Annotated in this window: 10 protein-coding genes and 2 pseudogenes; 9 read left to right on the forward strand and 3 right to left on the reverse strand. The window is 48.3% G+C overall.

Annotated elements, in window-relative coordinates; translation table 11 throughout:
- Genes ACLGLO_RS05970 through ACLGLO_RS05985 form a run of 4 tightly spaced genes read left to right on the forward strand, consistent with a single transcriptional unit; the run spans position 1 to position 5,435 of the window.
- Complete coding sequence (locus ACLGLO_RS05970) at positions 1-1,989, forward strand: NADH-quinone oxidoreductase subunit 5 family protein (RefSeq protein WP_492128004.1); 1,989 nt, start codon at positions 1-3, stop codon at positions 1,987-1,989.
- A 10-nt stretch (positions 1,990-1,999) separates the two neighbouring features.
- A complete protein-coding gene (locus tag ACLGLO_RS05975; RefSeq protein ID WP_492128005.1) occupies positions 2,000-3,427 on the forward strand; it encodes a proton-conducting transporter transmembrane domain-containing protein in 1,428 nt (475 codons plus the stop codon).
- 47 nt (positions 3,428-3,474) lie between these two features.
- On the forward strand, positions 3,475-4,614 hold the full coding sequence (locus ACLGLO_RS05980) for an aminotransferase class V-fold PLP-dependent enzyme (RefSeq protein WP_492128006.1): 1,140 nt from the start codon (positions 3,475-3,477) through the stop codon (positions 4,612-4,614).
- Positions 4,611-5,435 carry a tRNA pseudouridine synthase TruA family protein gene (locus ACLGLO_RS05985; protein WP_492128007.1) on the forward strand — a complete coding sequence of 275 codons (825 nt, stop codon included), beginning with the start codon at positions 4,611-4,613 and terminating at the stop codon, positions 5,433-5,435. The genes ACLGLO_RS05980 and ACLGLO_RS05985 overlap by 4 nt, the downstream gene beginning before the upstream one ends.
- On the opposite strand, the gene ACLGLO_RS05990 is transcribed toward ACLGLO_RS05985, so the two are convergent.
- Complete coding sequence (locus ACLGLO_RS05990) at positions 5,353-6,705, reverse strand: replication factor C large subunit (RefSeq protein ID WP_492128008.1); 1,353 nt, start codon at positions 6,703-6,705, stop codon at positions 5,353-5,355. The genes ACLGLO_RS05985 and ACLGLO_RS05990 overlap by 83 nt on opposite strands.
- Positions 6,702-7,685 (reverse strand): replication factor C small subunit, encoded by a 984-nt coding sequence (locus ACLGLO_RS05995; RefSeq protein ID WP_492128009.1) that lies wholly within the window; start codon positions 7,683-7,685, stop codon positions 6,702-6,704. Before ACLGLO_RS05995 ends, ACLGLO_RS05990 begins: the two co-directional genes overlap by 4 nt.
- A 112-nt stretch (positions 7,686-7,797) precedes the next feature.
- Here ACLGLO_RS05995 and ACLGLO_RS06000 point away from each other — a divergent pair, with 112 nt between their 5' ends.
- The 5 genes and pseudogenes from ACLGLO_RS06000 to ACLGLO_RS06020 all read left to right on the forward strand — a co-directional run bounded on the left by ACLGLO_RS06000 (position 7,798) and on the right by ACLGLO_RS06020 (position 13,311).
- Positions 7,798-8,346 carry a DNA replication complex GINS family protein gene (locus ACLGLO_RS06000; protein WP_492128010.1) on the forward strand — a complete coding sequence of 183 codons (549 nt, stop codon included), beginning with the start codon at positions 7,798-7,800 and terminating at the stop codon, positions 8,344-8,346.
- Positions 8,343-9,683: pseudogene (locus ACLGLO_RS06005) on the forward strand (AAA family ATPase); the annotation flags it as partial. The gene ACLGLO_RS06000 and the pseudogene ACLGLO_RS06005, both read left to right, overlap by 4 nt.
- Positions 9,684-10,850: pseudogene (locus ACLGLO_RS06010) on the forward strand (hypothetical protein); the annotation flags it as partial.
- Between the two features lie 69 nt (positions 10,851-10,919).
- Positions 10,920-11,144, forward strand: coding sequence for a hypothetical protein (locus ACLGLO_RS06015; protein WP_492129151.1), 225 nt, complete (start codon positions 10,920-10,922; stop codon positions 11,142-11,144).
- Positions 11,145-11,202: 58 nt separating this feature from the next.
- Positions 11,203-13,311: a DEAD/DEAH box helicase gene (locus ACLGLO_RS06020; RefSeq protein WP_492128011.1), complete on the forward strand. Its 2,109-nt coding sequence runs from the start codon at positions 11,203-11,205 to the stop codon at positions 13,309-13,311.
- 4 nt (positions 13,312-13,315) lie between these two features.
- Here the strand turns inward: ACLGLO_RS06020 and ACLGLO_RS06025 are convergent, their stop codons facing one another.
- The gene (locus tag ACLGLO_RS06025; protein WP_492128012.1) at positions 13,316-14,899 is read right to left on the reverse strand and encodes a radical SAM protein; all 1,584 of its coding nucleotides are present in this window, start codon (positions 14,897-14,899) and stop codon (positions 13,316-13,318) included.

The raw sequence follows: 14,899 nt of genomic DNA on the forward strand, positions 1-14,899 counted from the left end.
ATGAACGCAACCGTCCTCTATGCGCTCTCCATCTTCCAACCCTTCATATTTTCAGCGATAATTCTCGCCTTCTCCTCGAGGAAGAGGCTCCCGGGTTATCTGAGCGTAGCATCTCTCTTCATTTCAGCTGCATCGTCATTCTACATCCTTTACCTCATTTTAGAAGGATCGATAGGCGGGATCGTCAGTTTCGGAAGCTACAACAGTATAGGCCTTTCTCTTTCCTTCTTCGCGGACTCCTACACCGGAATTATGATCAGCCTTGTATCGTTCCTATCCCTCATCATCGCAGTATACAGCCTCTACTATATGGAGGGCGATGAAGGTTACGGGAGGTATTTCACATACTTCACCTTTTTCGTGGGCAGCATGCTGCTTGTAGTATCAGCTGACAACCTGCTGATCCTCTTCCTGGGATGGGAGGGAACGGGCCTTGCGAGCTATGCTCTGATAGGTCACTGGAGGCACGATGAGAAGGACAAGATGATCGGAGAAGAGGGCAGATACGTTGCCAACACCCCCATGTTCTCTTACCCGAGCATGAGCGGGCTCAGAGCCCTCCTCTTCACAAGAATCCCGGACATACTGATGCTGATTGGAATATTCGCAGTTTACATCTATACGGGTACCTTCAACATCAGCGACCTCTTCGCGGCTAAAGCGCAGTTTCTGGCAGAGCTTGCTAAATCCGGAGCGCTGATGCCCGTGATGTTCCTTCTCTCAATCGGTGCTCTAGCGAAGAGCGCTCAGTTTCCGTTCCACGAGTGGCTCGTCACTGCTATGACGGGCCCTACCCCTGTTAGCGCCCTCATACATGCAGCCACAATGGTCAAGGCAGGAGTTTACTATATGGTCAGGATTACCCCAATCTTCGCCTATGGTGCCAGAAGCCTCCTCGAAATCGATCCCACTCTGGGACAAAGCGTCATGACACAAGTTCAGCTCTTCTATTTAGGCTTGATGATAGTGGGAGCAATCACCGCATTCTCACTGGCATCTATGGCCCTTGTCGCAAGAGAAGCTAAGCTGATACTGGCTTATTCTACTGGAAGCCAGCTCGGCTACATGTTCGCGGGAATAGGGGCTTCAATGTTCTCTTCAGTCCCTTCTCTCGTTTTAGCGTTTGTCGTGGCGCATCTGATTGCGCATGCAGTGTTCAAGGCAGGGCTGTTTTTGGGAGCTGGCATCTACATCCATGCAGGAGAGAGCAGGTTCATCGATGAATGGCCTGACATCCACAGAATGAGAGCAACAACTTCACTTAACTGGCTTCTGGTGCTGTCGCTAGCGGGCCTCCCTCCATTCATCGGCTTCTGGACAAAGGACTCGCTGGTTCAGAGCTACCTATCAACCGGAATGATATTACCGAGCTCTCTCCTCCTCATAACCGTTCTATTTACAGCTTTCTACTCTACCAGATACCTCCTGTACAGCCACAGGTATCCCGGAAAGGAAGAAGAGGTTCACGAGCCTCCGCTGTATGTTCTATCCACATATGGCATCCTCGGCTTGCTATCGATAATATTGGGGCTCCTGTGGCCTGTATTTGGCGAAAAAATGGCGGAGTTCCTCACGCAGTCATTCCTGCAGCCGATCCAGGGTTACAGCAGTGAGGAAACTCTCGCAGTCGTCTCCTCAATATCACTGGTTCTGACGGGAATAGTTCTTTCTCTGCTGGCTTATCTGTTTAGGACAATAGATTCTAAGAAGGTCATCTCAAGCATGCCTGGATTAGACGGCTTCCTGAGAGACAGGTGGTTCATAAATGTGTTTTTCTACAACACTGGAATAGTTTTTCTTAAGCTGGGCGAAGGGGTCTACAGGTTCGTTGAAAGGGGTCTCGATTTGGCGATAAACTACGGAATCCCCAGGCTAACTTCATCGCTTAGTAAATACTTCAGAAAGCCCATGAGCGGAGATCTTTTTTCATATATGCTGATGTTCGTGGCAGGCATCATGATAATAATATTCCTCCTCTTGGTCCTATGAGGTGTTGGATATGCTTGGAATAAACGATATGGTTGCTTTGACTGCGATAGCTTTTCCGGTCTTCGCATCTGCTCTTATAGCTGCAATGGCCTTTTTCTTGAATGCAGGAATGAAGAACATCAGAGCAGCGGCATCGATTCTCGGGATGGTTGAAATTGTCATAATGGGCTTCATATCTTACTTCGCCATATCAGGAGAATTTTCCTCAGCACTGAACGGGATTATAGTTTTCGACGGCTTTTCGGCCGTGCCTCTTTTCCTTGCTTCCTTCATTCTGCAGCTGGTCCTTCAGTCAGTCTTCGTGGAAAATGAAAACAGGGATAAAGCAGCGATATTCGTTATGGCAAGCTTCTTATCGCTGCTCGGCAGCTTCCTTCTTGCATCAACTTCATCAATATCTCTCTTTATCTCATCGTGGCTGTTGCTCAGCATTTCTTCCTATGCTGCTGTTGCTGCTGCAAAATCAAAGGAAGCATCAGATGCCGCTCTTAAGTACGCTCTGATGGGAGCACTCTCAACAGTTTTCATAGTTATGTGGCTAGGCTCCGGATCCTATTTGGCCGGTGATAACATATACTCAGCCAATTGGTACGGTAGCGGGAAGCTGTTCCTCCTAGCTTCTGCTTTCCTGCTAGCTGGAGTTGGATTCAAATTGGGGATTTTTCCATTTCAGTGGTGGATGCCAGATGTATATACATACGCTGAAGGAAGTTCAATTGCGCTGATAACGGGTGTGGCAAAAATAGGAGCCATTCTGGGCTTTTCCAGAATGATGTACTACACTTTCTTCATTGGTCCAAGCAGGCAGATGATAGACTTCATAGCAATAATGAGCATCCTCACAATGACTTTTGGAAACATTGCAGCCCTCACTACAAGGGTGCTCCCCCGAATATTGGCTTACAGCAGCATTGCGCAGATCGGCTACATCCTCGTTGGTATCGTTGGAATGCTTTACGGCGCATCAACGGGAGATCAGAACCTCGTGTACTTGGCATCCGGTGGAATAGCGGTTCAGGCAGTGGCATATGGGCTTGCCAAGTCTGCATCTTACCTCTTCTCGGGAGAGCTCGGAACGGCAGCTGGGGATGAAAGATTGAGAGGCATACTCTCAGCGGACTCTGTGAGCACAATCTCCATGATGACTTTCCTGCTCAGCCTGCTCGGCCTTCCTCCTCTGATAGGATTCTGGGGAAAGCTCTACCTCTTTGAATCAGCTGTCTCTTACAGCCTTCCGTTGGTAGTCATAGCAATCATCAACAGCGGAATCTCCAGCTACTACTACGGAAGGCTAATATCCGTGATGTTCAGCGGAAGAGGTGAAGGAAAGAGGTTCGAGATGAGGATTGCTTATGTAACGATCTCCATTTTGCTACTGCTGCTTGGCCTTGGAGTTATGCAGCTCCTATTTCCGCACTTATCAATAAAAACCCTCTAGATAATTCATTTTTGAAAGTTCAGACTATGCTCTTGGAAGTGTTGAGTTTGCTTGAAGACATTTTTGAGCTGATATATGGTAGCTCTGCGGAAGATCCAAAGCATGAGGGAGGAGAGGTATTAGGTTCTATGACTACGCCTCCTCCTCCAGAAGCACTGAAAGCTGTAGTTCACTTCATTTCGAAGAACTTGGGGGATCCCTCTCTCTTCAGGAGCCTCGAAATCATTACTGAAAAGCTTGAAAAAGCGACCAGAGATCTCTTAGGCCTTCCTTCCAAAATGAAGGGAATAATGACAAGCGGTGGCACAGAGTCGAACATTCTCGCCCTCTACGCCTTCAGGGAGGCACTGCAGATAGAAAATGTAATCTTTCTAGACACTGCGCACTACAGCATATCGAAAGCATTGAAGCTGCTGAAGCTGAGCGAGACGAGGATCGCAACAGATCCCTCCGGCCACCCCATTTCAGATGATCCGATTGGAGAGAGAAAGGAAGGCAAATCTGCGGTTGTGCTCACCATGGGCACAACAGAGTTGGGAGGGGTAGACGATCCCAGAGACCTTTCGCTCATAAAGGGCGATTTACCCATTCATATTGACGCCGCGTTCGGGGGATTCAATTTCCCATTCTTGAATGAGAGGAAGTATAGAGATATAATGCAGCATCTTCAAAAAGAAGATGTGCCGTTCACATTCAGCGTCGATTTTCACAAATTTTTGGGCGCCCCCATCCCTTCTGGGATGCTCTTTGTGCCGGAAGATCTCTACGACAAGCTTTTCTTCGAGGTGGAATACATAAATGCTGGAAAGCAGGCTGGCATCTTGGGAACAAGGCCTGGGTTTTCTTCTCCTGCTGCTCTCGCAACAATGGAATACTATGGAAAGGAAGGTATAATTTCTGTTTCAAGGAGAGCATATAGCGACGCGGTCTGGTTTCTGAACGAGGCAGAAAGGAGGGGGCTGGGAAGGAAGGTCAATGAACCAGAAGTTCCAATAGGCTGCTTGAGCACGCAGGGTTTCATCGAGAGTTCTGCTTTGATAAACGAGCTCACCAAAATGAAGCTGTTCGTATACAGAGGCACTAAGTGCAGAGGCATAAGAGTTGTTGTGATGCCGCACGTGGAGAGGAAGCACTTGGAAAAGCTGCTGGATGCGATTGAGCTTGTAGAAAAGCGGGTAAAGCGATGAGAGAGATTTCATCGTTGACTGTTGCTTACATTGGCAGAGGATATCACGGCTTCCAAAAACAGCCAAACTATGAGACCATCGAGGGCTGTGTTTTTTCAGCCCTCAAAGAAAGCTCATGCTTTGATGATTTCTCCAAGAGGACTTACAGCCACGGGGGGAGGACTGACAGCGGTGTAAATGCTATTGGGCAGATCATTTCTCTTTCTTTACCTGAAAGATGCACTCCTGAGAAAGCAGCAGAAGCCATCAATGATAGATGCAGAGGGGTGTATGTGTGGGGATGGAGAGGAGATTTGCCGCCTCAGTTCAGGGCAAGATTTTGGGCGCTGTGGAGGGAGTATTTATACATTGATGAAAGATGGAGGTATCTTTCGAGCTTCGATGGGCTAAGAAGGGCGCTCAGCTGGATCAGTTCCCTGAGATCGCTAGCTCCTTTTTATAGAAACTTCAAGCTCGAAAGGTTCAATAAAAACTACTTCGAGAGAAGGATCCTCAGTTCAAGCATGGTCGAGCTCGACGGGTATATTCTGCTAAAAATAAAAGGAGAATCCTTCCCCTATCACTTCGTCAGGAGAGTGGTTTCTTTTCTTCGCAGATATAAGGAAGAGCTCTCTCCTGAGCAGAATTTGGAAATGTGGCCAGGCGGAGAAGCTGAAGCTGAAAAACTTATACTTCTGAGGATTGGCACTCCATACCATCATAGGGAATTGAAGAGCTTGAAGGAGGTTTCAGTAAGAGTCATTTCTTCTTTGCCTTTGACCTTTTCTTCTGTGTCCCAGCAGAGGCTTCTGAACTATATTCTTCAATCTTGGGACCCGTGACCTGCTCTTCCGGCTTCTCCTCTTTCATTGTTCCCAAAATCACTCCTATTTCGTCTTCCTCGAGCTTGAGCCCCTTCATCAGCTTTTCCGCAGTGAGCTTGTCTGCTCTGTAGACTGCTCTGAGGAATGGTATGAACTCGCTTTTGGCAGTGCTTGTTGAACAGTGCATCCTCTTCGCTATTTTCCGCGCGGCACTGTTGAGAAGCTCCCTCGACTTCTTCGTCTCTGACATCATTTTGATTTTCTTCGGGTATTCATATTTCAACCACTTGAATTTTGTCCTCTTTCTTGAAAGCGAGACGCCTGGACCTATCATATCAATAACATATGCCAGGAAATCATAGTTCTGCGTTTTTACTATCATTCCTCTATACACATCTGCTCTAGAAAGAGCTTGAAAGGCCATAAAAGCATCCTGAGGATCGCTGAGCTGTATTGGTATGTTCTCGGACAGCCACTCTATGAGAGTATCCGGATCCGCCTGCGAGTGGGATACTGCCAGCTTGCTCTGCCATGAGTATCTCGATGTGAAGATCGCTCTGAGAGTATCAAAGGGGTTTATCTCCCTGTCCCTGTAGTAGACAAGCTGGTTGGCTAGCTCTGCTGTCACTTTCCCGTAAGCTTCAGCTATAGCCTGGAGGTCATTGATCGCCGCTCTCAAATCCCCCTCATTCTTCGTGTGAATGATTTTTAGACCATCATCTTCGCACTGTATGTTTTCCTTCTCGCAGATCCCTTTCAAGACTCTCAGGACATCCCTCTGATTCAGCTTCTTCAGCTCGATCATTACAGAGGAGTCCCGCAGAGGCTTCAGATCGGGGTGGAATGGGTTATTAGCAGTCATAACTATCGGATGGCGGGCAACTGAAATGAGTTCGAGAAGAGCTTCTACCCCTCCTTTGTCAGCTGTGCCGGACAAACCATCGACTTCGTCTATTAGAACTATTCTCTTCTTTCCGGAGAGCGTCATTTTTGTCGCGGCGGGCTTTATTCTCCTCTCAACATCATCCTTCCTCCTGAAATCGCTGGCGTTTGTTTCTACGATTTCATAGTTCAATTCCCCCGCAACTGCTTCAATCAAAGACGTTTTCCCAACCCCAGGAGGTCCGTACAGGGTCGCGCTCCTCTTAGCCGGTGATCCCTTCTCCCAAGCCTTCAGCCAAGAGAGAAGGATGGTTTTGGCTTCATCTTGGTTGACGTAGTCCGACAGCCTTTTTGGCCTATATTTTATGATCCAGGGTATGTAGGCTCTCGCCTGCATCTCAATCATTCCTGCGGAACGCGCCTTCCGAGAAGGACAAGCCAGGCAAGGAAGCTGTTCAGCTGGATCTCATCGTCAGCTCCTTCGGTCATTCTGAAAAGAATCTCACCGCTGTAGTCAGCTATCAGAAGCCTCATCTCTTCAGAGAGCTGAAGCCCGTTGCTGAAAATCTCTCTGTGGATCTGCTTCACTATATCTACGCCGCTAAGTCCGTAGTTTATCATCAGCTTTCTGAGCTTTTCTCTTGCTGCCTCGAACTTTCCTTCCAGAGCCGTGGAGATCATTTCCCTTATCTCTTTAGGCTGAGCCAAACCGACGATCTTGTAAACAACTTCAGTGGTGACTTTCCCCACCGCGCTGGAGGACTGCAGGAGATTTATCGCCTTTCTCATATCTCCCTCGCTGATCTCGTAGATGGTTTCGAGCGCATCTTCTTCAAATTTCACACCTTCCTTGCTGGCAATCCACTTGAGCCTCTGAATAACGTCCTCCTTGCTCAGCGGCGTGAACCGGAAGAGGGCTGTTCTTGACTGAATAGGCTCTATTATCTTGCTAGCGTAGTTGGCAATGAGAATGAATCTGCTAGTTGCGGTAAAGTTTTCCATCATTCTCCTGAGGGCCTGCTGGGCATCAGCCGTCATGTTGTCTGCTTCATCCAGAATTATCAGCTTGAAGGGAACCTCCCCCACAACTCTCGCTCTCGCGAATTCCTTCACCTTTGTTCTTATATCCTCTATACCTCTCTCATCGGAGGCATTCATTTCTAGCACATACTGCTGATAGTTGCTGCCGTAGAGATCGTTTGCGAAGGCGAGGGCGGCTGTTGTCTTTCCTGTTCCGGGAGGTCCCGTGAAGAGCATGTGCGGGACGTTCCTTTCCTGCACGAACTTCTTCAGCCTCACGACAACGTCTCTCTGGTTGACGATTTCATCAAGAGACCTCGGCCTGTACTTCTCTGCCCAAAGCAGGTGTTCTTCCTCGCTTGACAAATGCTATCACCTTGAGTAATGCCTTTCAGACAATAAAGGTAATAATATCTTCATTCTTAAATAGTTATGGAGTTTGAGGACTCGATCGTCCATTCTCTCTCGGTGCACTCATATGCTGGAAGAGATGGCATTGCTGAAGGAGGCATTCGAAAGAACTCCTGTGAAGGTTGTGGTGGTCTCAGAGAGCGAAACTCTCAAGCTTCCTAGCGGAGCTACTGTGAACGTTAAGAAGGGAGAGGAAATAGAGCTCCCGCGCTGGTATGCCAATGCTCTTGAGGATAAGGGGATAGTCCAGAGGAAGTGGAACGAGTTCTCCGTAGATGAGCTGAGTAAAATAGAATATAAGACCAGGAAGATGAGGACGGCGAAAGAGCTAGAGCAGTTGCCAAGCAACTTCTACTGGGTCTGCTCTGAGCACCTTCGTCACCTGGAAGCCCTCCTGAAGAAAAACCCTGATCCCAGCTACATTCAGGAAAAGAAGAGAGTAACGGAACTGATCAGCAAGATAGTTACCAGGAGGCTTTACCTGGTGCTTGAATCTATACTGAACTACGATATAGATGTCCAGACTCTCCAGACAAAGGTCACCCCAGAAGAGATGATATTAGTAGAAAAATTCTACAGAGATTTTAAGAGCTGGAAAGAGGCGCTGGGATTATGACAGAGCAACAGTACGAGAGTGAAACTCAGCTGGAGGACAATGTGGAAAAGTTCAGAGAATTCCTCCTCACCTTTTCGAGGGAGGGCGAAGAGAGAAAATATGTTTCGAGAATAAAGCAGATGATATACAACGGTATGGTCTCCCTTCAGGTCGACTGGAGCGATCTGCATTATATGGATGACTCTCTAGCTTACTACATCCTCAAGAGCCCCGATAAAGCTCTAAATGAGTTCAATCAAGCTCTGAGGAGTGTAATCGGGGATATCGACCCGCGGTATGCGGAAGAGAAGAGGAGCTTCTTCGTTAGATTAGCCAACCTCCCAGAGAACATCCCCATAAGAAGCATAAGAAGCGAGCATGTAAACACACTGATATCACTTGAGGGTATCCTGGTCAGAGTTTCTCCTGTGAAGCAGAAGCTCATTAGAGCTATGATGAAACACGTCGCAATTTCTCGGAAAAAAGGCGAGGTAGATAAAGGCGAATTGAAAGAGTGCGGCGCGGAGTTCCTATGGCCACCCGAGGACCATGAAGAGCTGGGAGATGTTATCGAGTATCCGCAGACATGCCCTATATGCGGGCTTGGAGGGACTTTCAAACTTATTCCTGAGAAGAGCATTTATGCGGACTGGCAGCGAGTGGTTGTTCAGGAGAGGCCAGAAGAGATACCCCCAGGGCAGATTCCCAGGAGCATAGAAGTCACTTTATCAAGAGACCTCGTCGATTTGGCAAGGCCAGGAGACAGAATCACAGTAGTGGGAATTCTGAGGGTGGTTCCTCCAAAGGAGAAAAACAGGACGCTCTATGACTTGGAGCTAGAAGCAAACAACATATTGGTGAGCCAGAAAACTCTGGAGGAAGTCGATATAACAAGGGAAGACGAGGAGAAGATACTTGAGCTTTCCAGAGATCCCTGGATCAGGAAGAAGATAATAGCGAGCATAGCTCCCGCAATTTATGATCACTGGGACGAAAAGGAGGCAATAGCGCTAGCCCTTTTCGGAGGAGTTCCGAAAGAAACAAGGGACAAGATGAGGATAAGGGGGGACATCCACATCCTCCTGGTTGGTGATCCAGGTACAGCAAAGAGCCAGCTTCTGCAGTATGTAAGCAGGCTTGCTCCCAGGGCAGTCTACACTACTGGCAAGGGATCTTCAGCCGCAGGGCTCACGGCAGCTGTGATAAGGGACAAGAGGACGGGCGATTTCTATCTTGAAGCAGGTGCTATGGTCCTCGCCGATGGGGGAGTAGCCCTCATAGACGAGATCGACAAAATGAGGGAAGAGGACAGAGTGGCGATTCACGAAGCTATGGAGCAGCAGAGCTTCCATGGAGAATCACGCTTAGAGCTAGCGGATGGTCAGTTCATAAGGATCGGAGAATTCGTCGAGTCGCTCATGAAGCAGCTCCCCACCCAAACTGTAGGTGATACTGTTTATCTTCTGAAAATCCCAGATGATATTCTCCTCAAGACTACCGACTTCAGAGAAGTTTTTGCTGTCAAGCCTGCCCTAATAAGCAAGCACAGAGCTCCATCAAAGTTCTACAGGATAAGGTATTCGAATGGATATGAGATCACCGTAACGCCTGAGCACCCGGTTTTCGTTTTGACCAGCTCCGGGATAGATGTGATGAGAGCCGATGCCATCAGAAAGGGGGCGTTCGTTCCTGGTTCTCCAGGGATAAGCGACACGGCACCATTTCCCGATGAAATTCTATTTAAGATATTTAAGAAGCTCTTCACATCGATAAGATGTCCTGCCCCATTCACTCCGATTAGAGAGGAGATATCCCTGCTTGTAGCTTCATGCAGGGAAAACATGCCTGCTGGCAGCGAAAAGGCGAATGTGCTCGATCAGATCGAGAAGCTCAACTCCATCTCTTGGCACGCAGTAGAAAGCGTCGAAGAGGTGGAAAACGGAGGAGAGGAGTGGGTCTACGACCTCACCATAGAGCCCACACGCAGGTTTCTGAGCGGTGGAGTGGTTCTCCACAATACAGTTAGTGTAGCTAAGGCAGGAATTGTTGCGAGGCTGAATGCTAGAGCTGCCGTTATCGCAGCTGGGAATCCAAAGTACGGAAGATACGTTCCCGAGAGGACAGTGACAGACAACATAAACCTGCCTGTCACTATCTTGAGCAGATTTGACCTTATATTCATCCTCAAGGATAAGCCGTCTGTAGCTTACGACTCAATGCTGGCAAAGCACATGCTCCAAGTTCACAGAGAGGCAGATATGATCCAGCCTGAGATACCTATTGACATTCTGAAGAAATACATAAGCTATGCGAGAAGGCATGTCAAGCCTGTTTTAACAGAAGAAGCCAACAGAGCTCTCATGAACTTCTTCGTCGAAATGAGGAGGATGGGCAGTGAAGCTCAACCAGGCGTTGTTTCCATAACTCCCAGGCAGCTTGAAGCTCTCATAAGGCTGGCTGAGGCCCACGCGAAGATGTCGCTGAAAAGCGAAGTTACAGAAGAAGACGCTTATGAGGCAATAAGGCTGATGAAGGTATTTCTCAACCAAGTAGGCTATCAGAGCGATACTGGAGTAATAGATATAGACGCTCTTATGGTAGGAGTCCCCAAGAGCAAGAAAGAGAAGCTCATGCTGATAGAGGATACAGTGACGGAGATCATGAACGAGACGGGAGCAGAGTGCGCCAATATAAAGGAAATATATGAAAGAGTGAAGCATGAGGGCATATCAGAAAAGGAGCTAGAAGAATTGATAAGGAGGATGCACAAGGAAGGGATACTGACTGAGAAAAAGATGAACTGCTATACGAAAGTGTAGCTTTTTCGTCCATCGGTGACTTCGAATGCTTTTTTCAGATCTGCCAATCCATAAGCTCTTGAAGAAGAAAGTTGAGATCAGGGGTCTCAAGGAGCTCTTTCCTCCTCAGGAAGAAGCGGTCAGGAAAGGTCTCTTCGGCGGGAAGAACATACTGATGGTGACTCAGACAGCTTCGGGCAAAACTCTCTTGGCGGAGCTGCTCGGCGTAGACACGGTGCTCAAGGGGAGAGGAAAGGTTGTGTACTTGAGCCCTCTGAAAGCCCTCGCCGACGAGAAGTACAGGGACTTCAAGAGTTATTACGGTGACTTCAATTTAAACACAATACTAACCGTCGGAAACTACGATTCCGATGAGCCAAGACTAGAGCGATACGATATAATCTGCACGACCTACGAAAAGATGGACAGTCTTGTCAGGCACAGGCCCAAGTGGCTGGATGAAGTCGGTTTGATCATAGTGGATGAGATTCACTATTTGGACGATGAAAAGAGAGGGCCTGTCCTTGAGAGCCTTATAGCAAACCTCAAGCTTCTCATTCCCCAAGCGCAGTTCTTTGCCCTCTCTGCTACCATTGGAAATCCGGAAGAAATCGCTGAATGGATGGAGGCGGAGCTTGTAAAGAGCGATTGGAGGCCAGTCCCCCTGAAAGAAGGGGTTTTCTATAGGGGAACCATTATATATAAAGATGGGGAAACTAAGAAGGTCAAATCTAAATTTTCAGCTCCCATACTCGATCTTGTCTACGATGCTATTGAGGATGGGGGGCAGGTTTTAGTCTTTGTCAACAGCAGGAGAAGAGCGGTTTCTCTGGCCAAGACCTTGGCCGAGAGGCTGAAGCTGCCGACAGATGCAAACGCTGAGCAGCTTTCGGAGAAGATGAAAAACCTGAGTGAAGTTTCAACACTCAACCAGGAACTTTCTCGCCTCGTACTGTTTGGTGTTTCCTTCCACCATGCTGGCCTCACTGTTGAGCAGAGAAGGGAAATAGAGAGGGCCTTCAGAGAGAGAGCATTGAAGGTTATAGTAGCGACACCAACACTTGCAGCGGGGGTTAACCTCCCAGCAAGAAGGGTCGTTATTGAAAGCTCTGAGAGGTATGTTGCAGGAGGAGGGAACGAATCGATAAAGGTCCTCGAATACAAGCAGTTCGCAGGAAGGGCTGGCAGGCCGGATTTTGATGAATACGGTGAAGCCATTCTCATTGCTAGGGAGAAGTACGAGGTGGAAGATCTCTTCGAATTATACATAAACGGGAAGCCGGAGAAGATAAGTTCAAAGATGGGATCCCCCCTCAAGTTCAGAACATACCTCCTGTCGTACATCGCAACATACAATGGAGCTAGAGGCGAGGATATAGAGAAATATCTGAAGAGGCTTCTTCTCTCGAGGCAGATTGAAAGGAAAAAGCTTGTTGATCTCGCCAGGGAATCGCTGAAAATGCTAGTGGATGGAGGCTTCGTGATAATGTCAGACAGCGCATACATCCCAACTGAGCTTGGAAGATATGTATCAGAGCTCTATATAGATCCCCTCACTGCCATGTATTCCATAAGGGCCTTCAAAAAAGGAAAGCGTCCCTCGGAATTCTCCATCCTCCACTTGATTGCGGCCTCTCCAGACATGCCTAAATTGAGGATCAAGAGAAAAGAAATGGAATCGCTCGATGAGCTCATGATGCAGTTCCTCCCAGAAATTCTGCTTGGCCTTCAAGACAGGGATGTAGAATATGAAGAGGCTCTGTCAGAGATAAAAACCGCATCCTTCTTGCTGGACTGGATAAACGAAGTGCCGGAGCAGGAGATATGCGACAGATACGACATAGGACCTGGAGACATATACTCTTTCATAGAGTCTGCGAGCTGGATCGCATATGCATTGAGCAGGCTGGCTGAAGTAGTTCCTGAAACGCGGCCCTACAGGAGCTTGCTTGAGGAGATGGTCATCAGGGTCGAAAAGGGAGTCAAGAAAGAGCTGGTTGAGCTGGCAAAAATACCGAACATCGGAAGGGTCAGAGCCAGGAGGCTTTACGCCCACGGCTACAAGAGCTTAGAAGATCTTGCCAAAGCCGGAGAATCTAAGCTTAAGAGCATCGAAGGAATAGGCGATGCCCTGGCCAGAGAGATCATGCGCTATGTTTTGAGGGAAGCTTCATCAGAGAGCCGTTAGACCTTCAGGAGAATGACGGCTTTCTCCGGCAGGGGGATATGGCTACTCCCTTCACGCTCCTCCCCTTGTACCCCTCGACCCTCGCATCTATTATGCATGGAGGTTTGAGCCTTCCCCTCACTTCTACCATCAGAGGGTAAGAGCCCAGCTGCCTGGCATAAGTGTAATCCCCTCCCCCTTCTCTCTCCACGTAGAGATCGGTGAGAACCGTTCCAGGAGGAGCAACCATTCTGAGGAACGCGGGGTCGTATTTGTGCCTGACCATCCACACGAATCTCCTTGCCCTATCCTGGTTTTTCTCGAGCATTTTTTCCTTCCAGAGGAAGCTGAGCCTGGTGTTCGGGAGAACAAGAACTTTTCTTATGTTGATTCTCCTGACCATAAGCTTCTTTTCCAGAAGAATGTCGAGGAACTCCAGATTTTTCTCGTATGTCTTGGCAGATTCGCCTGGAAGACCCAATATAAAATTTATCCCAGGAAGCATGTGCGGGAGTCCATTGGATCCTCTCTCTCTTCCAACCATATTCACTATCTCTACAGCCTTGACAGCTCCTTCGAAATCGACGTTCAGGTTGTTCAATTTCGCCACGTAATTATCCGCGCTCTCCAGTCCAAATGCTAGGACATCTCCAGGAGAATGATGCTTTATTATTCCTAGCAAGGCTTTCTTCGATTCCTCAGGATATTCTGCTATGACAGCAGGATTCGCATTATCGACATGTATATTTGAGCTTCCTGCGCTTTCCCTCACTTTCTTGAAGAAGCTTTCGAGAAATTCAGGATTAGGTCTTGGGATCTCCTTCCTTCCGAGCTCCTCCGAACCGTAAACAAGTATGTCTGGTTGCCTCCCAATTCTGAAGCTCCTCACGCCCAATTCATATAGGGTTGAAATCTCTGCGATGACATCGTTTGGGTCTCTTGCAACTGGTTTTCCGTAGAGAGGCTCAATGCAGAAAGAGCATCCCCCTACTATCCACCTGCTGCAGCCTCTGTAGGTTTCTATCTCAGCAGTCAGGTTATAGCCGTAGTTGGGGTGCTGCTTCACAATTTTCGCTCCCACCAGAGCAAATCTGCTCGTCAGACTGTAGTCTCTCCTCTTCACCCACTCTGCAGCCCTTTCTTCGCCAAAATTGAGTAGCTCCCACACATAGATCTCCGGGTCGCCGCTGACCACAGCTCTGTAGAAGGTCTTGAACCTCGAGGGAGGTACAGCAGGCTTCCCCCCTTCTTCCCCCATTCCAAATCTTGCCGCAGGACCTGCCAGAACGGTGAAGGTGTTGTTGAGCACTCGGCCGATCTGCTCGACTTCCTCAGGCGTTATAGGGGTTCCGCCTATGTATTTTCCAGGAACAACGACCCCCGCAATGACTATGACTAAATCGGAAGAGGAAGCCTCCTTAAAGAATCTTGAAAAGTCCCCTCTCGCCTGGTCTATCGTATAATAAACTATCTGCGCATCAGGCTCTGCGCTCCATACGGCACCAGCTATGTATCTGGGATAGACATCAATGTACGGGGGGACTCCAAGCCCGGCCGGCTCGTCTGTGTAGCCGTCGAGTATTGTGATCTTTTTCCTTGAGCTTCCCAA

This window comes from Fervidicoccus sp. SLHALR4 (assembly GCF_058692745.1).